This window comes from Streptomyces sp. NPDC001750 (assembly GCF_042892615.1).
Classification (GTDB): Bacteria; Actinomycetota; Actinomycetes; order Streptomycetales; family Streptomycetaceae; genus Streptomyces.
In genome coordinates this window covers 73,909-97,704 of the sequence record NZ_JBIAUE010000009.1, presented here as the reverse complement: position 1 = coordinate 97,704, position 23,796 = coordinate 73,909, and the positions used below count along the sequence as shown (strand labels likewise).

At 71.3% G+C, this 23,796-nt stretch carries 19 protein-coding genes, 1 tRNA gene and 1 riboswitch; of the genes, 17 read left to right on the top strand and 3 right to left on the bottom strand.

Annotated elements, in window-relative coordinates; translation table 11 throughout:
* The first annotated feature begins 36 nt into the window (after nt 1-36).
* The 10 genes from ACFYY6_RS16550 (at nt 37) to ACFYY6_RS16505 (ending at nt 12,640) form a co-directional block, all read left to right on the top strand.
* Nucleotides 37-1,029, top strand: coding sequence for a nucleoside triphosphate pyrophosphohydrolase (locus tag ACFYY6_RS16550; RefSeq protein ID WP_351524903.1), 993 nt, complete (start codon nt 37-39; stop codon nt 1,027-1,029).
* Between the two features lie 110 nt (nt 1,030-1,139).
* Nucleotides 1,140-2,498 carry a cytochrome P450 gene (locus tag ACFYY6_RS16545; protein ID WP_389193924.1) on the top strand — a complete coding sequence of 453 codons (1,359 nt, stop codon included), beginning with the start codon at nt 1,140-1,142 and terminating at the stop codon, nt 2,496-2,498.
* A 117-nt stretch (nt 2,499-2,615) separates the two neighbouring features.
* Nucleotides 2,616-3,650, top strand: a complete 1,035-nt coding sequence (locus ACFYY6_RS16540; protein ID WP_386606898.1) for a transglycosylase family protein — start codon at nt 2,616-2,618, stop codon at nt 3,648-3,650.
* 303 nt (nt 3,651-3,953) lie between these two features.
* Nucleotides 3,954-4,125: riboswitch (cyclic di-AMP (ydaO/yuaA leader) on the top strand.
* Between the two features lie 2 nt (nt 4,126-4,127).
* Complete coding sequence (locus ACFYY6_RS16535; RefSeq protein WP_351524901.1) at nt 4,128-4,868, top strand: transglycosylase family protein; 741 nt, start codon at nt 4,128-4,130, stop codon at nt 4,866-4,868.
* Nucleotides 4,869-5,201: 333 nt separating this feature from the next.
* Nucleotides 5,202-6,482, top strand: coding sequence for a phosphopyruvate hydratase (eno, locus tag ACFYY6_RS16530; RefSeq protein ID WP_351524900.1), 1,281 nt, complete (start codon nt 5,202-5,204; stop codon nt 6,480-6,482).
* Between the two features lie 163 nt (nt 6,483-6,645).
* Nucleotides 6,646-7,116, top strand: a complete 471-nt coding sequence (locus ACFYY6_RS16525) for a septum formation initiator family protein (RefSeq protein WP_351524899.1) — start codon at nt 6,646-6,648, stop codon at nt 7,114-7,116.
* A 188-nt stretch (nt 7,117-7,304) separates the two neighbouring features.
* Nucleotides 7,305-7,847 carry a DUF501 domain-containing protein gene (locus ACFYY6_RS16520; protein WP_351524898.1) on the top strand — a complete coding sequence of 181 codons (543 nt, stop codon included), beginning with the start codon at nt 7,305-7,307 and terminating at the stop codon, nt 7,845-7,847.
* Between the two features lie 285 nt (nt 7,848-8,132).
* Nucleotides 8,133-9,083 (top strand): Ppx/GppA phosphatase family protein, encoded by a 951-nt coding sequence (locus ACFYY6_RS16515; protein ID WP_351517198.1) that lies wholly within the window; start codon nt 8,133-8,135, stop codon nt 9,081-9,083.
* Between the two features lie 483 nt (nt 9,084-9,566).
* Nucleotides 9,567-10,952 (top strand): NAD(P)/FAD-dependent oxidoreductase, encoded by a 1,386-nt coding sequence (locus ACFYY6_RS16510; protein ID WP_351517199.1) that lies wholly within the window; start codon nt 9,567-9,569, stop codon nt 10,950-10,952.
* Nucleotides 10,953-11,335: 383 nt separating this feature from the next.
* Nucleotides 11,336-12,640, top strand: a complete 1,305-nt coding sequence (locus ACFYY6_RS16505; RefSeq protein WP_389193688.1) for a class I SAM-dependent methyltransferase — start codon at nt 11,336-11,338, stop codon at nt 12,638-12,640.
* 175 nt (nt 12,641-12,815) lie between these two features.
* Here ACFYY6_RS16505 and ACFYY6_RS16500 read toward each other — a convergent pair whose 3' ends face one another.
* Nucleotides 12,816-15,344 carry an FtsX-like permease family protein gene (locus ACFYY6_RS16500; RefSeq protein WP_351624167.1) on the bottom strand — a complete coding sequence of 843 codons (2,529 nt, stop codon included), beginning with the start codon at nt 15,342-15,344 and terminating at the stop codon, nt 12,816-12,818.
* Between the two features lie 154 nt (nt 15,345-15,498).
* Nucleotides 15,499-16,269 (bottom strand): ABC transporter ATP-binding protein, encoded by a 771-nt coding sequence (locus ACFYY6_RS16495; protein ID WP_351517204.1) that lies wholly within the window; start codon nt 16,267-16,269, stop codon nt 15,499-15,501.
* Between the two features lie 719 nt (nt 16,270-16,988).
* On the opposite strand from ACFYY6_RS16495, the gene ACFYY6_RS16490 reads away from it, so the two are divergent.
* From ACFYY6_RS16490 to ACFYY6_RS16460, 7 genes are all read left to right on the top strand, one after another.
* Nucleotides 16,989-17,074 (top strand) — tRNA-Leu (locus ACFYY6_RS16490).
* A 675-nt stretch (nt 17,075-17,749) separates the two neighbouring features.
* Nucleotides 17,750-18,091: a transcriptional regulator gene (locus ACFYY6_RS16485; RefSeq protein ID WP_386606903.1), complete on the top strand. Its 342-nt coding sequence runs from the start codon at nt 17,750-17,752 to the stop codon at nt 18,089-18,091.
* A 77-nt stretch (nt 18,092-18,168) separates the two neighbouring features.
* Nucleotides 18,169-19,842, top strand: a complete 1,674-nt coding sequence (locus tag ACFYY6_RS16480; RefSeq protein ID WP_389193921.1) for a SulP family inorganic anion transporter — start codon at nt 18,169-18,171, stop codon at nt 19,840-19,842.
* On the top strand, nt 19,839-20,279 hold the full coding sequence (locus ACFYY6_RS16475; protein WP_389193685.1) for an ATP-binding protein: 441 nt from the start codon (nt 19,839-19,841) through the stop codon (nt 20,277-20,279). Before ACFYY6_RS16480 ends, ACFYY6_RS16475 begins: the two co-directional genes overlap by 4 nt.
* A 249-nt stretch (nt 20,280-20,528) precedes the next feature.
* Nucleotides 20,529-20,876 carry a metalloregulator ArsR/SmtB family transcription factor gene (locus ACFYY6_RS16470; protein ID WP_073790138.1) on the top strand — a complete coding sequence of 116 codons (348 nt, stop codon included), beginning with the start codon at nt 20,529-20,531 and terminating at the stop codon, nt 20,874-20,876.
* A 150-nt stretch (nt 20,877-21,026) separates the two neighbouring features.
* The gene (locus tag ACFYY6_RS16465; RefSeq protein ID WP_351517209.1) at nt 21,027-21,914 is read left to right on the top strand and encodes a Bax inhibitor-1/YccA family protein; all 888 of its coding nucleotides are present in this window, start codon (nt 21,027-21,029) and stop codon (nt 21,912-21,914) included.
* A gap of 286 nt (nt 21,915-22,200) precedes the next feature.
* The gene (locus tag ACFYY6_RS16460) at nt 22,201-22,518 is read left to right on the top strand and encodes a hypothetical protein (RefSeq protein ID WP_351517210.1); all 318 of its coding nucleotides are present in this window, start codon (nt 22,201-22,203) and stop codon (nt 22,516-22,518) included.
* Between the two features lie 126 nt (nt 22,519-22,644).
* Here ACFYY6_RS16460 and ACFYY6_RS16455 read toward each other — a convergent pair whose 3' ends face one another.
* Complete coding sequence (locus tag ACFYY6_RS16455) at nt 22,645-23,484, bottom strand: hypothetical protein (protein ID WP_388650318.1); 840 nt, start codon at nt 23,482-23,484, stop codon at nt 22,645-22,647.
* Nucleotides 23,485-23,796: the final 312 nt, after the last annotated feature.

Below are 23,796 nucleotides of genomic sequence, written 5' to 3'. Positions count from 1 at the left end.
ACCGGTGGCGGATTCGACCGGAGGTAGATTCGAACGGTGAACGCTGAAGCCCCCGGCCGCGCCGAAGCCCCCGGCCGTATCGTCCTGCTCACCGCCAGCCACCGCGTGGCGCCCGGACTCCTGTCCTGGCCCGCCTGGCAGGCGTTGCGCGCCGCCGACCGGGTGCTCTGCGCCGAGCCGGACAACCCGCAGCTGCCGTATCTGCGCGAGGCGGACGTCACCGTCGAGCACACCGTGCCCACCGCGCACGAGCTCGTCGACGCCTGCGCGGGTGGCCGGACCGTCGTCGTCCTCACCGGCGGCGAGGGGAACCAGCCGCTGACCGACGGGCTCGCGCGGCTCGCCGGTTCGGGGCGGGTGAGCATGCCGGACCTGGAGCTGCTGCCCGGCTCCTACGATCTGCCCGGCGCGCGGCTCCTCGACCTGGTCCAGATCATGGACCGGATCCGCAACGAATGCCCGTGGACGTCGCAGAAGACCCACAAGGGGCTCGCCAAGTACGCCATCGAGGAGGCGTACGAACTCGTCGAGGCGATCGAGGACGGCGACCGCGACGAACTGCGCGAGGAACTGGGGGACGTACTTCTCCAGGTCGTCTTCCACGCACGGATCGCCGAGGAGGGCGGTCCCGGGGAGGGGGAGGAGCCCTTCTCCGTCGACGACGTGGCCGCGACCATCGTCGAGAAGCTCATCCACCGCCACCCGCACGTCTTCGGTGACGAGACCGCCGAGACCCCCGAGGACGTGCACGCGCACTGGCTGCGGACCAAGGCCGTCGAGAAGCGGCGCGAGTCCGTCACCGACGGGGTGCCGCTCGGCCAGCCCGGGCTGGCGCTGGTGGCGAAGCTGGCCTCCCGGGTCCGTACCGCCGGCCTCGACGTGCCGCTGCCCACGGGCCGGGGCATCGGCTACGAACTCCTCGATCTCGCCGTGCGCGCCGAAAAGGACGGCGTGGACCCCGAGGCGGCGCTGAGGGCCGCGGGCCGTGCCTACCGGGACGCCATCCGGGCGGCCGAGGGCAACGCCTGACCCCGCTGGACGTCGGCGGGCGCCTCCGGGGCGCCGGGGTCGCCCCCGAAGGACGGGGATAACGTCAAAGGGTGAACCACAGCCCCGCCGACCGACCCGCCGATCAGACCGTGGGCCGCCCCGCCGACCACGTCGCGGAGGACCTCGCCGACCGCCCTGCGGAGAACCCCGTCGACCAGGCCGCGGCGGCCCCGGCCACCTGCCCCGCGGGCGCTCCCGAACTCTTCACGTGGGAGTTCGCCACCGACCCGTACCCCGCCTACGCCTGGCTGCGCGAGCACAGCCCCGTGCACCGCACCTCGCTGCCCAGCGGCGTCGAGGCGTGGCTGGTGACCCGGTACGCGGACGCCCGGCAGGCGCTCGCCGACGCGCGGCTCTCCAAGAACCCGGCACACCACGCCGAGCCCGCGCACGCCAAGGGGAAGACCGGCATCCCCGGCGAGCGCAAGGCGGAGCTGATGACGCATCTGCTGAACATCGACCCGCCCGACCACACCCGGCTGCGCCGTCTGGTCTCCAAGGCGTTCACCCCACGCCGGGTCGCCGCGTTCGCGCCGCGCGTGCAGGAGCTGACGGACGGGCTCATCGACCGCTTCGCCGCCGAGGGCCGGGCGGACCTCATCCACGACTTCGCCTTCCCGCTCCCCATCTACGCGATCTGCGACCTGCTCGGCGTCCCGCGCGAGGACCAGGACGACTTCCGGGACTGGGCGGGCATGATGATCCGGCACGGCGGCGGCCCGCGTGGCGGCGTCGCCCGGTCGGTGAAGAAGATGCGCGGCTATCTCGCCGAGCTCATCCACCGCAAGCGGGAGAACCCCGGGGACGACCTGATCTCCGGGCTGATCCGGGCCGGCGACCACGGCGAGCACCTCACCGAGAACGAGGCCGCGGCCATGGCCTTCATCCTGCTCTTCGCCGGTTTCGAGACGACCGTCAACCTGATCGGGAACGGGATGTACGCGCTGCTGCGCAATCCCGCCCAGCGCGAACGGCTGCAACGCTCCCTGGACGCGGGGGAGAGCGGACTGCTGGAGACCGGGATCGAGGAACTGCTGCGGTACGACGGCCCGGTGGAGCTGGCGACCTGGCGGTTCGCCACCGAGCCGCTGACGCTCGGCGGCCGGGACATCGCGGTCGGCGACCCCGTCCTGGTCGTGCTCGCCGCCGCCGACCGCGACCCGACGCGCTTCGAGGACCCCGACACGCTCGACCTCGCCCGACGTGACAATCAGCACCTCGGATACGGGCACGGCATCCACTACTGCCTCGGCGCGCCGCTCGCCCGACTGGAGGGACAGACCGCGCTCGCCACCCTGCTCAGGCGCCTTCCCGACCTGCGGCTCGCGGTGGAACCCGCCGATCTGCGGTGGCGCGGCGGGCTCATCATGCGCGGACTGCGCACGCTTCCCGTGGAGTTCGGGCCCCGGCCCGTCCGACTGGTTTCTGACGGGACGTCACATCTGTGATGTTCGCGTGATCGGCGCTGCATCGACTTGTGACACGCGTTCGAGTCCGGTTAGGTTCACCGTTCGGCCCCACCGGGTCGCTCGACCGAACTCGTCCGTCACACGGAAGGCAACCTCATGGGCTCCGCGAACGGCAGACACCGTCGCCCTCGTCAGGCACCCGCCATCGTCGTCGCGGCGGGCGTGACCGGATCCGCCATCGCCATCCCGCTGCTCGGCGCGGGCGCCGCGCAGGCGGCCGACTCCGGGACCTGGGACCGGGTCGCCGAGTGCGAGAGCGGCGGCTCCTGGAGCGCCGATTTCGGCAACGGCTCCTACGGCGGCCTTCAGCTCACCCCGGAGGTCTGGAAGGCGTACGGCGGTGAGGCGTACGCCCCGCGCGCCGACCTCGCCAGCCGCGCCCAGCAGATCGCGGTGGCCGAGGAGATCCTGGGCGACCGGGGTCCGCAGGCGTGGCCGAGCTGTGCGCCCCTCTCCGGCCTCGCGACGGGTGGGGGGCTGCCGGGGGTCGATCCGGGGGAGACCTCCTCCGGGAAGCCCGCGGGCGGCACCGGGGCGGAGGAGGGCGCGAAGAAGACGGGCGGCGCCGGGGCGGAGGAGGGCGCGAAGCCGGCTGACAAGTCGTCGCAGTCCCCGTCCGGCGAGGACGTCACGCCTTCGGGCCGTGCCGGGAAGCCGGATGCCGGGACCGGGACCGGGCCCGGGTCCGAGGTCACGCCCTCGCCCACCGGGTCCGCCACTTCATCCGCCGATACGCACCGTTCGCCCGAATCGGTAGATATGGGTGATTCGAACGCTTCTGTCGCTCCGTCAGGGTCGCCCGGCTCGGAAGGATCCGGGGCGTCGGGCGGTGTGGGCGGCAAGCATCGCGGCGCGCCGGCCGCCGAGGAGGGGTGGGGCGCCGACGGGGATGCCGGCCGCGAGTCGGGCCGTCACGCCTCGCGCGACGGCGGCGGGCGCGACGCGGCCTCCCCGGTCGCCGACGACACGTACACCGTCCGTCCTGGTGACAATCTCTGGGCGATCGCCGACGAGCAGAACGTCCCCGGTGGCTGGTCCGCGCTCTATGAGGCCAACAAGGAGGTCGTGGGCTCCGATCCGGACCTCATCCTTCCTGGCCAGAGCCTTGAGGTCGACGCGGAGGCCCGTTGAGGCCGGAGCCGGTGACCGGCTGACGGAGCCTCAAGAACCGGGACGCCTTCGGAGGCCCGTGTCCACTCCCATGCGAGTGAGACATGGGTCTCTTTGCGTCAATTGGCGTGTTGGGCCTGGAGGTCCCGTCCATATCGCGCCCCACCTGCGAAAACGACGGTTCCTCAGATGCAAGTAAGGGATGATTGCCCGATGTGTCCGTCTTTGAATGTGGGGCTTATATGTGTTTACGGTCGTAACCGCTCGCACCGCGGGCCCCGTCGACCGTCACGCCGAATCCTGCCGTCGGTCGGAGGGAACAGACGCGTTCAAGCGCCGTAGGCAGGAGCGGGGGACCCAGGTAGGCGCCGGCCCCGATCGTCGCGAGACGCATCAGGACCGGCTTGGGGTGAAGTCGCGTGCTAGGACGTGCGACCGGGCAACTCACTCGGCCCGAACCCGACAGCTCACCTCGTAGGCGTCGGTGAGGAGACCTCCATGCTGTTTTCCGGCAAGGGCAAGCACCGCCGCCCGTCCAAGGCCGTCCGCGTCGCCACGCTCGCCGGAGTCGCCGGCTCCGCCGTCGCCGTCCCGCTGATGGGCGCGACCGGCGCTTCCGCCGCCTCCGTCGCCACCTGGGACGCCGTCGCCCAGTGCGAGTCCGGTGGCAACTGGTCCATCAACACCGGCAACGGCTACTACGGCGGTCTGCAGTTCTCGCAGTCCAGCTGGGCCGCCGCCGGCGGTCTGAAGTACGCGCCGCGCGCCGACCTGGCCACCAAGGCCCAGCAGATCGCCACCGCCGAGCGGCTCCTCGACATGCAGGGTCCGGGTGCCTGGGGCTGCGCCTCCGCCGGCAACCTGCGCAACGACGGTGTCGACCCGGGCGTCGATACCTCCTCGAAGAGCTCCGGCACCGCTCAGAAGCAGAGCACCCAGGCGGCCCCCGAGCAGCAGGCCCAGCCGAAGCAGACCGAGCGCGCCGAGGTCCCCGCCTCCCGCTCCGACCGTCCCGCCGCCCCGCGGACCGAGTCGAAGAAGACCGTCACCACCCCGACCGGCAAGAAGGTCAAGAAGGGTGACGGCGAGTACAAGGTCGTCTCCGGTGACTCCCTCAGCAAGATCGCCGCCGCCCACGGCGTCGAAGGCGGCTGGCAGCGGCTGTTCGAGCTGAACAAGGGCATCGTCGAGAACGCCGACCTGATCTACCCGGGTCAGCAGCTGCACCTGACGAAGTAGTCCGGTCCCTCTCCTCTCCGGATGCCCGGCCCGGCGCGCTCCCCCGCGCGCCGGGCCGGGGCGTCTGCTCGGAGCGCGCGCCGCGCGCCGACGCGGCACCGCGCGTCCCGCACCCGGGCGTGCGCCGCTCGTGTGCGGCGCAGTTCGTTCAACTGTTGTAGTTACTGATCCGTAATATTCTGGCCATTTGCCCGGGATCGTGCACTCCCGGGTCCTTTTTCGTCCCAGGGGGCGGGCGGTCGTCGGGCTGAACGGGCGGGGCCGGTTAGGCTCTTGTCGCAAGGCCAAAGTGACCCTGCAGAACCAGTGTCATATCCCAGAAGGAGATGCCTCGTGCCGTCCATCGACGTCGTCGTAGCCCGGGAAATCCTCGACTCCCGGGGGAACCCCACGGTCGAGGTCGAGGTCGGCCTCGACGACGGCAGCACGGGTCGTGCTGCCGTGCCGTCCGGCGCCTCCACCGGTGCCTTCGAGGCCATTGAGCTTCGCGACGGCGACCCCAACCGCTACCAGGGCAAGGGTGTCGAGAAGGCCGTGCTCGCCGTCATCGAGCAGATCGGCCCGGAGCTCGTCGGCTACGACGCGACCGAGCAGCGGCTGATCGACCAGGCGATGTTCGACCTGGACGCCACCGAGAACAAGGGCTCGCTCGGAGCCAACGCCATCCTGGGTGTCTCACTGGCCGTCGCGCACGCCGCCTCCGAGGCGTCGGACCTGCCGCTGTTCCGCTACCTCGGCGGTCCGAACGCGCACCTGCTGCCCGTCCCGATGATGAACATCCTCAACGGTGGGTCGCACGCCGACTCCAACGTGGACATCCAGGAGTTCATGATCGCCCCGATCGGCGCCGAGTCCTTCTCCGAGGCCCTGCGCTGGGGCGCCGAGATCTACCACACGCTGAAGAAGGTCCTGAAGGGCAAGGGCCTGTCGACCGGCCTCGGCGACGAGGGCGGCTTCGCGCCGAACCTGGAGTCGAACCGCGCCGCCCTCGACCTCATCATCGAGGCCATCAAGGAAGCCGGCTACGTCCCGGGCAAGGACATCGCGCTCGCGCTCGACGTCGCCGCGTCCGAGTTCTACAAGGACGGCACGTACGAGTTCGAGGGCAAGTCCCGCTCGGCCGCCGAGATGACCGAGTACTACGAGGAGCTCGTCTCCGCGTACCCGCTGGTCTCCATCGAGGACCCGCTGTACGAGGACGACTGGGCCGGCTGGAAGATCATCACCGACAAGCTCGGCAGCAAGGTGCAGATCGTCGGTGACGACCTGTTCGTCACCAACCCGGAGCGCCTGGCCCGGGGCATCGAGGAGGGCACCGCCAACGCGCTGCTCGTCAAGGTCAACCAGATCGGTTCGCTGACCGAGACCCTGGACGCCGTCGAGCTCGCCCAGCGCAACGGCTTCAAGTGCATGATGTCGCACCGTTCCGGCGAGACCGAGGACGTCACCATCGCCGACCTCGCCGTCGCGGTGAACTGCGGTCAGATCAAGACCGGCGCCCCGGCCCGCTCGGACCGCGTCGCCAAGTACAACCAGCTGCTGCGCATCGAGGAGATCCTCGACGACGCCGCGGTGTACGCCGGCCGCTCGGCGTTCCCCCGTTTCAAGGGCTGAGCCCCCGAGGACGTCGTGGGGGCCGGTCCCCGCGGACCGGGCCTTCGGGCTCCCACGGCCGATCCCGGCCCGCAGGGGCCCGAAGGCCCGGGCCTCCGTCCGTCCCCGCACACGGTCCCGTACCGTGTGCGGGGACGGACGTGTGTGAAGGGGAGGCGGAGACATGGCCGCGAAGGACCGGGACCGGTTCTCCACCGCGACCCGGCTGCGACTGCTGGGCGAGCAGACCGCGGCCCGTGTCTACCGGTCGCAGACCCGTCGCCAGGACCGCCGCTCCCGGCTCACCGGCCGGGCCGCCTTTCTGGCCCTCGTCGTCTGTTCCCTCGTGGTCGCGCTCGCGTACCCGATACGGCAGTACGTTTCGCAGCGGGACGAGATCGCCGACCAGGAGCGGCTGGCGCGGGAGGCCCGGGCCCGTACCGAGGAGCTGCGCGACGAGAAGGCGCGGCTCCAGGACGACGCGTACGTCAGGCAGCTGGCCCGCAAGCATCTGCACTATCTTCTTCCCGGGGAGACGGGCTACACGGTGATCGACCCGGACGCGGCCAAGGAACGCGACGGTGAGACGGACGGGTCCGGCCGGCCGTGGCACGCGAACCTCTGGGACGGGGTCGACAGCGCCGATCGCGGCTGACCGCGTCCATCCGCCCGTCCCAGGGAAGGCCAGCCCCTCGGACTTCCAGCCCCGCAGACGCCCAGACCCCCGGACGCCCAGCCCCCGGACGCTCAGACCCCCGGACTTCCGGTTCCTCGAATCCCCGGCCCCCGGCCCCGGATGCCCGGCCCCCTCCGAACCGTCAGAACCCCAGAACCTAGGCAGGCATGGAAACCCCCCCTCCGCAGACCGAGCCCACCGAGCCCACCGAGGCGGACATCGCCGCGTTCCAGCAGCAGCTGGGCCGCCCGCCGCGCGGGCTGCGCACGATCGCGCACCGCTGCCCGTGCGGCAACCCGGACGTGGTCGAGACGCAGCCCCGGCTGGAGGACGGCACGCCGTTCCCGACGACGTACTACCTGACGTGCCCGCGCGCCGCGTCCGCGATCGGCACGCTGGAGGCGAACGGGGTCATGAAGGAGATGACCGAGCGCCTCGGCACCGACCCCGAGCTGGCCGCCGCCTACCGGGCAGCGCACGAGGACTACATCGCCCGGCGCGACGCCATCGAGGTGCTGGAGGGCTTCCCCAGCGCGGGCGGCATGCCGGACCGGGTGAAGTGCCTGCACGTGCTGGTCGCGCACTCGCTGGCGGCGGGCCCCGGTGTGAACCCGCTGGGTGACGAGGCGATCGCGATGCTGCCGGAGTGGTGGCGCAAGGGGCCGTGCGTGACGCCCTGCGCCCCTGAGAGCCTGTCGGGTGACCTCTGATCGGGCGGACGCGGCGTGGCACGCACGCTTCCGGCGTTGCCGAAACGCCCTAGTAGCTCCGCTACAAGGACCTTCCGGCGCCTTGGAATCGCACGCACCACGCCGCGTCCGCTCTCCGGTCGAAGGTCACCCGACAGGCTCTGACGACGAGGGCTGACCGTTCCCACGGGGGCTCCGCCCCCGACCCGCGCCCCTCGGCCGCCGCCGGGGCGGGCCCGAGGGCCGTGCCCCGGACCACGTCCCCCGGCGGGGCCCGGAGGGGCCCGACTCACCACAGGAGCACCCATGACCCGCGTGGCCGCGATCGACTGCGGTACCAATTCCATCCGTCTGCTCGTCGCCGACGCCGACCCGTCCACCGGCGAGTTCGTCGAGCTCGACCGCCGGATGGAGATCGTCCGCCTCGGCCAGGGCGTCGACCGCACCGGCCGGCTCGCCCCGGAGGCGCTGGAGCGGACGTTCGACGCCTGCCGCCGGTACGCGGAGGTGATCGAGAAGCACGGGGCGCGGCGGATCCGTTTCGTCGCCACCTCCGCCTCCCGGGACGCGGAGAACCGCGACGAATTCGTCCGCGGTGTGCTGGACATCCTGGGTGTCGAGCCCGAGGTGATCAGCGGTGACCAGGAGGCGGAGTTCTCCTTCACCGGCGCCACCAAGGAGCTCGTGGGCCGCGACCACCTCGCCAAGCCGTACCTCGTCGTGGACATCGGCGGCGGCTCCACCGAGTTCGTCGTCGGAGACGACCACGTGCGGGCGGCGTGCTCGGTCGACATGGGCTGTGTCCGCATGACCGAGCGCCACCTCGTGCACGACGGCGCCGTGACCGATCCGCCGACCCCCGGTCAGATCGCCGCGATCGGCGCCGATGTCGAAGCGGCCCTGGACCTCGCCGAGGAGACCGTTCCGCTCACCGGGGCCGCCACCCTCGTCGGCCTGGCCGGGACGGTCACCACGGTCGCCGCGATCGCCCTCGGACTCGACACGTACGACTCCGAGGCGATCCACCACTCCCGGATCTCCCTGGAGCAGGTCGAGGCGATCACCGCGCGCCTCGCCGCCTCCACGCACGCCGAGCGCGCGGCGATCGGCGCCATGCACCCGGGGCGGGTCGACGTGATCACCTCGGGGGCGCTGATCCTGCTCGCCGTGATGCGGCGGGCCGGGGTGCGCGAGGTCGTCGTCAGCGAGCACGACATCCTCGACGGGATCGCGTGGTACGCGGCGGGAGACAACTGACCGCCGCCGACGAGCGGCGACGACGGTGCCGGGGCCGGGCGTCAGGGATTGCGGTGGACGTCCCGCCGGTCGCGTTCCCGCTCGCACTTCCGAGCTGCCGTTTCTGAGCTGCCGTGAGCTGTTCGGGAAGGGCTCGGAGGGGCATCCCCCGACAAAGTTCGTGAACTTCTTCACAAGTAATTGGGCCTCGTGAAGGGCGGTTCTCGTCCGTACGGGCGCCCGGAGCCGTTCGGGGCGTCGTTCCGCGCCGGTTCGGGACTGTTCCGGTTGTGTTTCCGCGCCGTGGACCAGGGCGGTGGTCCGCCGCCTTTTCGGGCACAAGAGCCAGCTCACAGGCGGTGTTCAACGTCCGTCCGCGCCCTCTGGTTCCCTGTTGGGATCATGACCTCGGTCACGTGGGCGGGGCAGTGTAGCAGAGGGTGGAGACAACCTTGTGAAGGGGCTCACGAGGGGGTCCGCGGAGAGGGGTGGATACTCGATGGCATGAGCACCACGGAGCGTCCCAGGATCCTCGTAGTAGGCGGTGGGTACGTAGGCCTGTACGCAGCTCGACGCATCCTGAAGAAGATGCGCTACGGAGAGGCGACCGTCACGGTCGTCGACCCGCGCTCGTACATGACGTACCAGCCCTTCCTTCCCGAAACCGCCGCCGGCAGCATCTCGCCCCGGCACGTCGTCGTCCCGCTGCGGCGCGTCCTGCCGAAGGCCGAGGTCCTCACCGGCCGGGTCACCACCATCGACCAGGACCGCAAGGTCGCCACGATCGCGCCGCTCGTCGGCGAGGCGTACGAGCTGCCCTTCGACTACCTGGTCGTCGCGCTGGGCGCGGTCTCCCGCACCTTCCCGATCCCCGGCCTCGCCGAGCAGGGCATCGGCATGAAGGGCGTCGAGGAGGCCATCGGCCTGCGCAACCACGTCCTGGAGCAGCTGGACAAGGCCGACTCGACGACCGATGAGGACGTCCGCCGCAAGGCGCTCACGTTCGTCTTCGTGGGTGGCGGTTTCGCCGGTGCGGAGACCATCGGCGAGGTCGAGGACATGGCCCGCGACGCGGCGAAGTACTACACGAACGTGAAGCGCGAGGACATGCGCTTCATCCTCGTCGACGCCGCCGACAAGATCCTGCCCGAGGTCGGCCCGAAGCTGGGTGTCTGGGGCCGCGAGCACCTGGAGTCCCGCGGCATCGAGGTCTTCCTCGGAACCTCCATGGACTCCTGCGTCGACGGTCACGTGGTGCTGAAGAACGGCCTGGAGGTCGACTCCGGCACCATCGTGTGGACCGCCGGTGTGAAGCCGAACCCGGCGCTCGCCCGGTTCGGTCTGCCACTCGGCCCGCGTGGTCACGTGGACACCTCCGAGAAGCTCCAGGTGCAGGGCACCGACTACATCTGGGCCGCGGGCGACAACGCCCAGGTGCCGGACATGGTCGGCCGCCGGGCCGGCAACCCGAACGCCTGGTGCCCGCCGAACGCCCAGCACGCGCTGCGTCAGGCCAAGGTCCTCGGCGACAACGTCATCGCCGGGATGCGCGGCTTCCCGCAGAAGGAGTACAGCCACGCCAACAAGGGTGCCGTCGCCGGTCTGGGGCTGCACAAGGGCGTCGCGATGATCTACCTGGGCAAGATCAAGATCAAGCTCAAGGGACGGCTCGCCTGGTACATGCACCGTGGCTACCACGGCATGTCGGTGCCGACCTGGAACCGCAAGATCCGCGTCTTCGCCGACTGGACCCTCGGCATGTTCCTCAAGCGCGAGGTCGTCTCGCTCGGCGCCATCGAGTCGCCGCGCGAGGAGTTCTACGAGGCGGCCAAGCCCGCCCCGGCACCGGCCGCCGCCAAGCCCGAGGGCGAGAAGGCCAAGGCCTCCTGACGCCCCGTCGCGGGTCCACTCGCCCGCACAGAACGCCGTAGTACGCGCACGACGCCCGAAGGGGCCGCCCGCCATCCGTGGTGCGGGCGGCCCCTTCGGCGTGCCCGGGGTGGGAGGCTCTCCACGCGCTCCGCGGCGGGTGGCGCGGGCTCGTGCCGGCCGTGGGGCCGGGCGGCACGCCACCAAATGTGTGTGACGTGCAGGTATTTTGCCGTTTCGTTGCGCTGTAGCGGGATGGGGCGCGTTCGGCGGACTGTTGAAGGCGATGCACCTCGCCGCGGCGCCGTGTGCGCCCGGCGTGGTTCCAGGCGTGTCCGACCCCTGTCGGGCATGTTTGGGCATGTTTGGGCGTATTGGGAACACCATCAACGGAGGTGTGCACCATGGCTGACGCCGCGTTGCGGCTGACCGCTCTCGTCGAGGAGTTTCTGGGGGAGAGGCTGCCGGTCCGGATCCGGGCCTGGGACGGCAGCGAGTCCGGACCGCCCGGTGCCCCCGTCCTCGCCGTCCGCAACCGGCGCGCACTGCGCAGGCTGCTCTGGAAGCCGGGCGAACTGGGCCTGGCCCGCGCCTGGGTGGCGGGCGACATCGACATCGAGGGCGACCTGTACGAGGCCCTGGACCGGCTGGCCTCGCTGATCTGGGAGCGGGACGTGGCGGCCGAGGGCGCCGTCCACCCGGTCCGCGACCCGAGGGTGAGAGCCTTCGCGAAGGGGCTGCTGCGCCTCGCCGGCCCCGGACTCCCGCCGACGCCGCCGCCCGAGGAGGTGCGCAGCCGCTTCGGCACCCTGCACACCAGGCGCCGCGACAAGGCGGCCATCAGCCACCACTACGACGTCGGCAACGACTTCTACGAACTGTTCCTCGGCCCGTCCATGGTCTACTCCTGCGGCTACTGGGAGGACGGCGGGACCCTGGAGGAGGCCCAGCGCGACAAGCTCGACCTGGTGTGCCGCAAGCTCGCGCTGAAGGAGGGCGACCGCCTCCTCGACATCGGCTGCGGCTGGGGCTCGATGGCCATCCACGCGGCCCGTGAGTACGGTGCCCGGGTCACCGGGGTGACGCTCTCCGCCGAACAGGCCGCGTACGCCAGGAAGCGCGTCGCGGAGGAGGGTCTGACCGACCGGGTCGAGATCCGGGTCCAGGACTACCGGGACGTCCGGGACGGCCCGTACGACGCCGTCTCGTCCATCGGCATGGCGGAACACGTCGGTGCGGTCCGCTTCCGCGACTACGCCGACGACGTCCACGCACTCCTCAAGCCCGGCGGCCGGCTGCTCAACCACCAGATCGCCCGTCGCCCCGAGAAGGACGAGTCCGCGTACCACGTGGACGAGTTCATCGACGCGTACGTCTTCCCGGACGGTGAACTGGCCCCGGTGGGACGGACCGTGGCCATCCTCGAAGAGGCCGGCTTCGAGGCCCGGGACGTCGAGTCGATCCGCGAGCACTACGCGCTGACGCTGCGCGGCTGGGTCGCCAACCTGGAGAAGCACTGGGACCGCGCGGTCCGGCTGACCTCGGCCGGGCGAGCCAGGGTCTGGCGCCTCTACATGGCCGCCTCCGCGCTCTCCTTCGAGCACAACAGGATCGGTGTCAACCAGATCCTCGCGGTGCGTCCGGCCGAGGGAGGGGCCTCCCGGATGCCGCTGCGGGCCCGTCGGTGGACGGAGACGGCCACCGCCTGACCGGGACCGAAGGAGGGTCCCGCCGGGACGCACCGAGGTGCCGGCCGGGACGCGCGAAGGCCTGACCGGAACGCGCCGAGGGCCGGTACCCGCAGCACCGGGCTGCGGGTACCGGCCCTCGGCCGTTGATCGTCTCGGTGGGGAGCCGTCCGGCCGGGAACCGTTCGGCTCCGGACTATTCCGTCTTGATCGCCGTCAGCATGTTCAGCTTCGCGGCGCTGCGGGCCGGCCAGAGCGAGGCCAGCACCCCCACGAGGCCGGCGAGGACCAGGAAGATCCCGATCCGGTCCCACGGGACGACCAGGGCGTAGCCCGGGACGGAGGACTTCAGGGTCTGCCCGATCGCCCAGCCGAGGAACGTACCGAGCGCGACACCGATCACCGCTCCGAAGAGCGAGATGACCACGGCCTCCAGCCGGATCATGCGCTTCACCCGGCGCCGGTCCAGGCCGATCGCGCGCAGCATCCCGATCTCCTGCTGGCGCTCGAAGACCGACATGGCCAGCGTGTTGACGACGCCGAGCACCGCGATGATCAGGGCCATCGCCAGCAGGCCGTACATGATGTTCAGGGCGGTGTTCACGAAGCCGCCGAACATGTCCCGGATGCCCTGACGGTCGATGATGCTCATCGCCGGGTTGTCACCGAGCGCCTTGATCACAGCCTTCTCGTTGGCGGCGGACTCGCCGCCGTCCATCTTCAGCCAGACCTCGCGGATGTACGGGTGGTCGGCGTGCCGGTTCAGGATGTCCTTCGACATCAGAACGGTGGAGAGGAACTCGTTGCCCTCGTAGACCGCCCCGATCTTCAGCTTCTCCTTCTTGTCGTCCTCGTACACGACCGGGATCGTGTCTCCGGTCTTCCAGCCGTTCGACTTGGCGGCCTTCTCGGCGACGGCGATCTCGCCGTCGCGCAGCGAGTCGATCGAGCCGGAGACCGTCTTGATGGCGAAGAGCTCGGACACGTCGCCGGGGGCGACCCCGGAAGCCGGCAGGTGCTCGCCGCCGAACTCCGGCCAGGCGTACTGGTGCGGCGTGATGGCCTCGACGCCGTCCGCCTTCTCCAGGGCGGCGAGCGCCGACGGGTCGAGCGTGTCCCCGTTCGCCATCGAGACCATGTAGTCGGCCTTGACGTTGTCCGTCGTCATCCGGTCGACCGCCTGGCCGAGGGTGACGCCGAGGACCGAGATGCCGGTGACCAGGGTGAGTCCGATCGCCAGGGCGGAGGCGGTGGCGCCGGTGCGGCGCGGGTTGCGGACCGCGTTCTGCGCGGCCAGCTTGCCGGAGACCCCGAACAGCTTCTTCAGCAGCGGGCGGACCAGCGCGACGACCGGCCGCGACAGCAGCGGGATCAGCACGATGACACCGATCAGCGCGAAGAACGCGCCGGCCCCGATGGCCGTCCGGCCGTCCGAGCCCATGGCCGCACCGGCCACGATGCCCACGCCGCCGAGCGCGGTGAGGAAGCCGCCGATCGAGTTGCGCAGCACCAGGGACTTGACCGTCGCGGTCGCGTGCACGCTGTTCATCGCCGCCACCGGCGGGATCTTCGCGGCCCGGCGGGCGGGCAGCCAGGCGGCCAGCACGGTGATCAGCACGCCGACCGCCAGCGCCGCGACGACCGCGGTGGGCGAGACGACGAGCGGTCCGGCCGGGATCTTCCCGCCCGTCAGGCTCATCGCGGAGCGCAGGCCGACGGCGAGTCCGAGGCCGAGCACGAAGCCGATGACCGACGCGAGCGCGCCGACCACGGCGGCCTCCAGCAGCACCGAGCGCTTGACCTGGCGGCGGGAGGCGCCGACGGCGCGCATCAGGGCCAGTTCCTTGGTGCGCTGGGCGACCAGCATGGTGAAGGTGTTGGCGATCAGGAAGATCCCGACGAAGAGCGCGATCGCGGCGAAGGCGAGCAGCATCGTGTTGAGGCTGCTCAGTCCGTCCTCGATGTTCTTGGCCTGCTCGTCGGCGAGGTCCTGGCCGGTCCGGGCGTCGGCGCCCTTCGGCAGCAGCGGCTTCACCTCGGCCAGCAGCTTGTCGGCGGAGGCGCCGGACGCGGCGGAGATGTCGACGCTCATGAACTCGCCGGGCCGCAGGTACAGCTTCTGGGCGACCGGGGTCTCGAAGAGGACCAGGCTGCCGCCCGCGTTGACGGCGCCGTCCTCGGTGGTGAAGACACCGGAGAGGGTGTACTCCTTCACCGGACCGTTGGTGGCGACCCGGACCCGGTCGCCGACCTGGTACTCGCCCTTCTTCGCGGTCTGCTCGTCGAGCGCGATCCGGTCGGCCCCGTCCGGGCCCTTGCCGTCGACGAAGGTGTACGCGGCGTCCTTGCCGTCCTTGCCGGGGAAGAAGTTGGCGCCGGTGTTGGACCAGCCGTTGCCGATCAGCTTGCCGTCGGGGTCGGCGACCCCGGCGAAGCCGTTGACGCGGCCGGTGGCGGTGTCGACGCCGTCCAGGCCCTGGATCTTCGCCAGGCCGGCGGTGGTGACGCCGCCGGGCGCCTTCGGGTCGCGCTGGTCGGCCCGGGTGGTGACGGCGACGGCGATGTCGTCGTAGCTCTTCGCCGACTGGTTGCGGAAGGCATTGCCGAGGGTGTCGGTGAAGACCAGGGTGCCGGATACGAAGGCCACGCCGAGCATCACGGCGAGGACGGTCATCAGCAGCCTGGCCTTGTGCGCGAGCACATTGCGCAGGGCAGTACGGAACATGTCTGTCAGTCCTGGGAAGGGGAGGGGGTCCGGCAAAGAGCGCGTGCGCGGGCGGGCCCCGGGCGCGCGGAAGGAAGGGATCCGGCCGCGCGGCGGGGGCGGGCTCCGGGCTGGTGCGGGAGGAGCGGGACTCGGGCGTGCGGGAGGGCGGGGCTCAGCTGGTGCGGCCCTTGCCGTCGAACGCCTTCATCCGGTCGAGGACCCCGTCCGCGGTGGGGTGCATCATCTGGTCGACGATCCGGCCGTCCGCGAGGAAGATCACCCGGTCCGCGTAGGAGGCCGCCGCCGGGTCGTGGGTCACCATCACCACGGTCTGCTCCATCTCGCGCACCGAGTTGCGCAGGAAGCCGAGGACCTCGGCGCCGGAACGGGAGTCCAGGTTCCCGGTCGGCTCGTCACCGAAGATGATCTCCGGCTTGGAGGCCAGGGCGCGGGCCACCGCCACGCGCTGCTGCTGACCGCCGGAGAGCTGGGTCGGCCGGTGGGACAGCCGCTCGGAGAGCCCGACCATGTCGATGACCCGGCGCAGCCACGCCTCGTCGGGCTTGCGGCCCGCGATGTCCATGGGGAGCGTGATGTTCTCCAGCGCCGTCAGGGTCGGCAGCAGGTTGAACGCCTGGAAGATGAAGCCGATCTTGTCCCGTCGGAGCTGGGTGAGCTGCTTGTCCTTGAGGGACCCCAGCTCCGTGTCCCCGATGCGCACCGAGCCGCTGCTGAAGCTGTCGAGACCGGCCACGCAGTGCATCAGCGTGGACTTGCCGGAACCGGACGGGCCCATGATCGCGGTGAACTCGCCGCGCGGGAAGTCGACGGAGACCCGGTCCAGGGCGGTGACCCTGGTCTCGCCCTCGCCGTAGACCTTGGACAGATCCGTGGCGCGGGCAGCCACCGTGGTGACGCGGTGTGCGGTGGAAGTGGTGGTCACGGGAATCTCCTGATCCGGGGCTCCGGACGAGGGTTTCGTCCGGGGTCGTGTGCCTGAGGTGCGTTCGAGGTGTCCGATCGTTTTCGGACCTCTTCATCCTCACCGCCGTCCTGCCGCGTTTCGTCAGTCCCCGTGCCCGTTCCCGGGGTCGTCTTGAGTCGCATCGGCGGAGCGCGATGTCCTCCTCCGGTATGACATCGACCCCGAGACGGTCCGCCGGGCCGGGTGGCACCCGGGCGTCAACCCGCTGCCCCGGGAGCACCGTGTTCCGTGTCGTGGACGCGGGGGCCGGGCGCCGGTACGGCCCGGCGGCGGTCCTCTTACGGGGGACGCCGAGGGGCCGGAGACTGACGCCCTCACCGGGCCGGGACTCGCCCGCCGCGGCCCCGTGCCTCGCCGTGCGACGCACGGCACGGGACCCCGCCCACCCGTCCGTCCCGACCCGCGCTGAGGGCCCGTCCGGCCGGTGCGGTGGCGCGGCCGTGGCGGCCACTGGCGCGCACCTGGCGAAAGCGCCCGTCCGGGTGCGGCGACTTTACGTCAATCCGGATTGCCGTCCGCCGTACCCACTACCCCGCCCAGGCATGTGACGATGCATGCCCCGAAGTGCTGACGCACCCTCAAACGGTCAATAAAATAAGACAACATCGCGCCACTCATCCGCTGATCGGAGGAAGCCCCCGGATAGGGTCATGTGCCAACGCGGAGCCGCGCGCCAGGCCCGGATGGTGGAATGCAGACACGGCGAGCTTAAACCTCGCTGCCCCTCGGGGGCGTACCGGTTCGAGTCCGGTTCCGGGCACCACTTCGCGCTTGGCGGCCGAGAGGCGGATCGCCCGGTGGCATGTCTCCCACGGCCTCGGTCTCCGGCCCCTGTCGCACCGCCGCCGTCACCGCCTCGGGTCGCTGCTTCCGGCCTCTCCTCCTCCGTCCTGTGCCGCCCCTTGTCCCCGAGTCCTGCGGCGCCCTCTGCCCCGGAATCGCCGTCTTCTTCCGCCGTCGCCGCTCGCCCTCTCCGGGGTCCGTTCGCCGTGTCGATGATGCGGGAGGTGCCGGCCACCGGCGTGCTCGTGCAGGGACGGTCCGCGGTCGGCCGGGTTCCCGCCGAACCCGAAGGGGACCTGTCGGCGCCGCCCCGGGCACGAGGGCGACGTGGCCCTGCTCCTCGCCCGGCTCGCCGACGGCGGTCGGAGGGCGCGGCGGGACGTGTGCGGCGCGGTGGCCGAACCGTACCGTGGCCATATTAGTGAATTGCAAAATTATGCAATTCACTACATGCTGTCTTTATTGTATTCGCAAGTGATCGCGGCGCGTGGCCGCGCGGATGCGAGGCGACCCGTGAGCGCGGCTGTGCCGAGCGACGCCCCGGACCACGCACCGACGGACGCCCCGGGGCACGGGCCGGGACACCGACATCCGACAGGCCGACATCCCGGCAGCAGGCCGACGGCCGACAGTTTTCGACAGGGGGTTCGCGGACGTGCCGGTTCCGCTGTACCAGGCGAAAGCCGAGTTCTTCCGGATGCCGGGGCATCCGGCACGTATCCGGGCGCTCGAAGTGCTGCGGCGCGGCCGGACGCCGGTGCGCGCTCCGCTCGCGGCGATCGGGGTGGCCCCCTCGGCGCCGTCGCGACGGCCGACGGTTCCGCGCCGCTCCTGGGCCGTGACGTCCACGCGGGAGGGCGCGACCGCGGTGCACATACCCGTGGGCAGGGACGACGCGGAGCCGACGCGGGCCGCGCGGCGGAGTCCGACCGGGGCGCCGGCCGGGCGCGGCGAACCGCCGGCCGAACCGCGGGAAGCCGAGGTCGCCGCGTCGTGAGCACACTCAGCACGGTTCTCGAACGATCACTGGGCCGGGTACGCGCGCTGCTGCCCGTCCGCGCCGACCTCGTGGCCATGCGCCGCAACCCGCGCCGCGATCTGCTCGCCGGTCTCACGGTCGCCATCGTGGCGCTGCCGCTCGCACTCGGCTTCGGGGTCTCCTCCGGACTCGGCGCCGAGGCGGGGCTCGCCACCGCGGTGGTGGCCGGGGCCCTGGCCGCGGTGTTCGGCGGTTCGAACCTCCAGGTGTCCGGGCCGACCGGGGCCATGACCGTCGTCCTCGTCCCGATCGTCGCCCAGTACGGGCCCGGCGGCGTGCTGACCGTGGGGCTGCTGGCAGGGGTGCTGCTGATGGCCCTGGCCCTGCTCAGGGCCGGTCAGTACATGCGGTACGTCCCGGCACCGGTGGTCGAGGGATTCACCCTGGGCATCGCCTGCGTCATCGGGCTCCAGCAGGTGCCCGCCGCGCTCGGCGTGGCCAAGCCCGAGGGCGAGAAGGTCCTGGTGGTGGCCTGGCGGGCGGTCGAGGATTTCGTGAAGGCGCCGAACTGGACCGCCGTCGCCCTCTCGGTCGGCGTGGCGGCCGTGATGCTGCTCGGCGCGCGCCTGCGGCCCGCCGTCCCGTTCTCCGTCGTCGCGGTGATCGCCGCGACGCTGGCCGCCCAGCTGCTCGACCTGGACGGGGCGACGCCGATCGGTGACCTGCCGTCCGGGCTGCCCGCCCCCTCCCTGGACTTCCTGGACGTGTCGGCGCTCGGTTCGCTGCTCGCGCCAGCCGTGGCCGTGGCCGCCCTCGCGGCACTGGAGTCGCTGCTGTCGGCCACGGTCGCGGACGGCATGACCGTGGGCCAGCGGCACGACCCGGACCGGGAACTCTTCGGGCAGGGCGTCGCCAACCTGGCCGCCCCGCTGTTCGGCGGTGTCCCGGCGACGGCCGCCATCGCCCGTACCGCGGTCAACGTCCGTACGGGAGCGGGCTCCCGGCTCGCCGCCCTCACCCACGCCGCCGTCCTGGCCGTCATCGTGTTCGCGGCGGCACCGCTCGTCTCGAAGATCCCGCTGGCCGCGCTGGCGGGCGTGCTGCTGGCCACCGCGATCCGCATGGTCGAGGTCGGCTCGCTGCGCGCGATGGCCCGCGCCACCCGTTCCGACGCCGTGGTCCTCTGCCTGACGGCCGCAGCCACGCTTGTCCTGGACCTCGTCCAGGCGGTGATCATCGGCCTGGTGGTGGCCGGTGCGCTCGCGCTGCGGGCGGTGGCCCGCCAGACGCGGATGGACCAGGTCGACTTCCGCCCCGACCTGCCGGGCGAGCACAGCGACGAGGAACACGAGCTGCTGACCGAGCACATCGTCGCCTACCGGATGGACGGGCCCCTGTTCTTCGCCGGTGCACACCGCTTCCTCCTCGAACTCTCCGAGGTCGCCGACGTCCGCGTCGTCATCCTGCGCATGTCGCGGATCACCACCATGGACGCCACCGGCGCACTGGTCCTCAAGGACGCCGTGGAGAAGCTGCACCGGCGCGGCATCACCGTGCTGGCCTCCGGGATACGTCCGGGGCAGCGGCGCGCGCTCGACGCCGTCGGTGCCCTCGACCTGCTCCGGCCCGACGGCCGGGACTACGTCACCACCCCTGAGGCCATCGTGGCGGCCCGCGCCCGGCTCCAGCACGCCGGTCTCGTACCGGCCCGGCCCGCCGCCGCCCCCACCGCCCCGGCTCCCGCCGCCGTCCCCGAGGAAGCCCCATGACGGCCCGGCCCGACGCCCTGCCCCTGCGTCACGTCCTGACCCTGCCCACCATGGGCGCCGCCGTACGGACGGCCCGCGAGACGACCGAGCAGGTGCTGGCCGAGTGGGGCGTCGGGCCGCGCCACCCCGGCGTCGATCCGGTGCTGCTGATCCTCAGCGAACTGGTCACCAACAGCGTCCGGCACGCCGCCGTGCTCTCCCCGACGGTGACGGTGTACTTCGCGGCCGGAATGGACACGTTCGCCTTCGGCGTGCACGACCGCCACCCGTACCGGCCCGCGCTGCACGGACCGGCCGTCGGAACGGTCGGCGGGCTGGCCATGGTCAGCGAGCTCACCCGGGGCCTGTCGGGCACCGCGGTCGTTCGCGAGGACCCGGACGGCCAGGGCAAATGTGTCTGGGTCACCGTTCCTCTGCGGGGCGTGGGAGCCCCGTGACGCCGCTCCCCGCGGCGGCCCGTCAGAATGTTCCGGGTCTCCGGGCTTCCGGGCCGCCGGTTCGGGGGCTCCGGTTCCGTTTTCGGGCCTCCGGTTCCGGGTTTCGATAATTCACGAGGTCAGCACGTCCAGGTGGACGCGCGAGGATGACTCCATGGCGAAGAGTTGTGAGTGGACGCGATGCAGGGCACACACATGGCCGCGGTGGGTCGGCCGGACGGCCGGGGCCGAGGGCACGAGGCCGGTTCGATGAGCGCGCCGTTGTACCAACTGAAGGCCGAGTTCTTCAAGACGCTCGGACACCCCGTGCGCATCCGGGTGCTCGAACTGCTCAGTGAACGGGAGCACGCGGTGTCCGAGATGCTGGCCGGGATCGGCGTCGAGCCCGCCCATCTCTCGCAGCAGCTGGCCGTGTTGCGGCGGGCCAATCTCGTCGTCGCGCGCCGGGAGGGTTCGGGCGTCTACTACTCCCTGGCCAACCCCCAGGTGGCGGAGCTCCTGCGGGTCGCGCGCACCATTCTGTCCGGGGTCCTGGCCGGCCAGGCCGAACTGCTGGCCGACCTGCGCGCCACCGAGCCGGACAGGCCGCAGGACTGACCGGGTTCCGGCGGCCTTGGACACGGTGCGGAAAAGAGCTGCGCGTCGTCCTTCGGTTCGGTAAAGATCCTCCTCAGGCACTAGTCTGAATCCTTTGCCTACCCATTACTCTTGTGGGAAGGCCACGCAGGGTGGCCATGGAGGAGTGAGATGAGGAGCAGCAACCCGGTCTTCTCGCGACGGGGCTTCAGCCGCGACAACGGATATGCGGGCTTCAACGCGGCGCCGCAGGCCGGGGCCCCCGTCACGGGTGCCGACCCGTACGCCCAGGGCACCGCCGCCAACCCGTACGCCACCAACCCCTACGCCCAGCCGGACGCCCAGTACGGCGCTCCGCAGGCGCCCGCGCGCTCGGGCGCGATGACGATCGACGACGTCGTCACGCGAACGGCGATCACGCTGGGCACCGTGGTGCTCGGTGCCGTTCTCGCCTGGGCCCTGCTGCCGGTCGATCCGGCCAACCTCGGCAAGTCGTACGGAATCGCGATCGGCGCCGCCCTGGTGGCGTTCGTCCTCTCGCTCATCCAGTCCTTCAAGAGCAAGCCGGTCCCGGCGCTGATCGTGGCGTACGCGGGCTTCGAGGGCGTCTTCCTCGGAGTGATCTCCAGCGCGGTCAGCACGTACATCAGCCCCGGCGTCGTGATGCAGGCGGTGCTGGGCACCATGTGCGTCTTCGCCGGTGTGCTCCTGGCGTACAAGATGCGCTGGATCCGTGTCACCCGCCGCTTCTACGGCTTCGTCATGGCCGCGGCCATGGGCTTCATGCTGCTGATGGTGGTCAACCTGCTGTTCGCCGTCTTCGGCGGCGGTGACGGTCTCGGCCTCCGCTCCGGTGGCCTCGGCATCCTGTTCGGCATCATCGGGGTCGTCCTCGGTGCGTGCTTCCTGGCCCTGGACTTCAAGCAGGTCGAGGACGGCATCGCCTACGGCGCGCCCCGCGAGGAGTCCTGGCTGGCGGCCTTCGGCCTCACCATGACCCTGGTGTGGATCTACCTGGAGCTGCTGCGTCTGCTGTCGATCCTCAGCGGCGACGACTGACGCACGGGACGACCGACGCACGGAGACCCACCGACCCGTGACGGGTACGGGAACGGCCCGCAGGCACCGCGCCTGCGGGCCGTTCCCGTACCTGCGTCCCTGTCCTGTACCGCGTCCCTGCTCCCGGTTCCGTTCCTGTATCCGCTTCTTCCTTTCCGCGTCTTCGTTTCCCGGTACCTGCGCCTCCATTTCCCGGTATCCGCGTCTTCGTTTCCCGGTATCCGCGTCTTCGTTCCTCCGCCGTCCGTGTTGGCAGCCGGAACGGGAGGGCGCGTAGGGTCGCGGGGTGCTCGATACGACTGCGCTGATCACCGCCGTGGACCGATTCGCCGACCGACTCCGTGCCGCCCCGCAGAGCCGTCTGCAGCGCGGCGCTGCTGCCGAGGGGCTCGCCACGGCCAGGGAACTCGCGTCGAGGGCCCAGCGCGCCGAGGCACCGGGCAGGGAGCCGCGGCTCATGCCTGACGCCGGGATCTTCGCCGTCGGTGACCAACTCGCCGTGGCGGGGCACGACCTGGCGGCGGCATTGGAAACGGCCTCGTCGACCGAGCTGGACGAGGCCGTGCGATTCGTCGAGGAGGCGGCCGAGCGGGCGTTCGCGTAGCGCGGCGGGTCCGCGTGGCCCGGGCGGCCGCAGAGGCGACGGCCTGGGCCGGAAGGCCGGGGCGGAGGGCTGGGGCCGGAGGTCGTTGGTCGGGCGGTCCGGTGGTCCGGCGGGGCAGTGGTCCGGCTAGAACGAGGCGATGACGCGATCGGCCAGCATGTAGACGTTCTCCTCGCCGCACGAGAAGGTCAGGGCGTACGCGCCGGAGACACCGGAACCACCCAGCAGCACCGGGCGTTCACCGGCGAGCAGCGACGCGGCCAGGCGCTCGGCCGTCTCCCGGTGACCGGGCGTCATGCAGAGCGTGGTGCCGTCGGCGAAGACGTACACGTCGAGGGTGCCGAGCGGGCCGGGACGCACATCGGCGAGTTCCGTACGGCTGTCGGCGAGCTGTTCGAGGCGGTTCACGGTGCGCTCGTGGTCGGCTCCCACCGGGGTCCGCACCGGTACGAAGTCGGGGTGCGAGGGGTGACGGCGGCGGGCCGCGGCCAGCTCGGGGGAATCCTCGGCGAACTCCGTGGTCTCCGCCACCTCGGCCACCTCTGCGAGTTCGGCCACCTCGGCCAGTTCCGGCAGCTCCTCGAACGCCTCGGCGGAGTCGAAGTCCATCGCCTCCAGGCCCGCGAAGTCCGCCTGGCGCGGCATGTACAGCGACGTCTCCTCGCCGATCCCGGACAGCCCACCCAGCAGTGACGGGGCGTCGGCGGCGTCCCGCGCTTCCTGGGAGGCCCAGAAGGCGCGTGCCTCGGCCAGCTCACGCTCCCGTTCCTCGGCGAGCGCCTCGGCGACCGCCGCGCGTATCTGAGGGGGTACCGCGGCGCCGTCGGCGCGGGTCGTGGCCAGCTCTGTACGGAGGGCGGTGATCTGCTTGCGCAGCCCGTGAGCGGCGTACAGAGCAGCGGCGCCCACAGCCGTGGCGGCGGCGGTCGTCAGCAACAAGGCAAGAGACATGGCGCTCACTGACATACTCCCGGTTCCGATGGATTCCCCGACTTCCTACCTCAGCTTGTCCTGTGCCCGCGCCTGGTGTCAGTGCATTACGTCACGAATCGGACAGGTCTTTCGGCCCGGCGTTTAAGGTCACACCGGTGCGACCTGCGAGAATGGCTCTCCCCCGGGACGTAGGTCACATCCTGGGGGAGATTCGGTCACGGCTGGGGCTCGGAAACCGGCCATTCTTGGAGGCCCTGCCGAGGCGGGCCCATGCGCACCCGTGTCGGCGCTCCGTTTTCGCCCTTGGTCCGAGTCCCGTTCCAGCTCAGCTCATCCGCTTGTGTT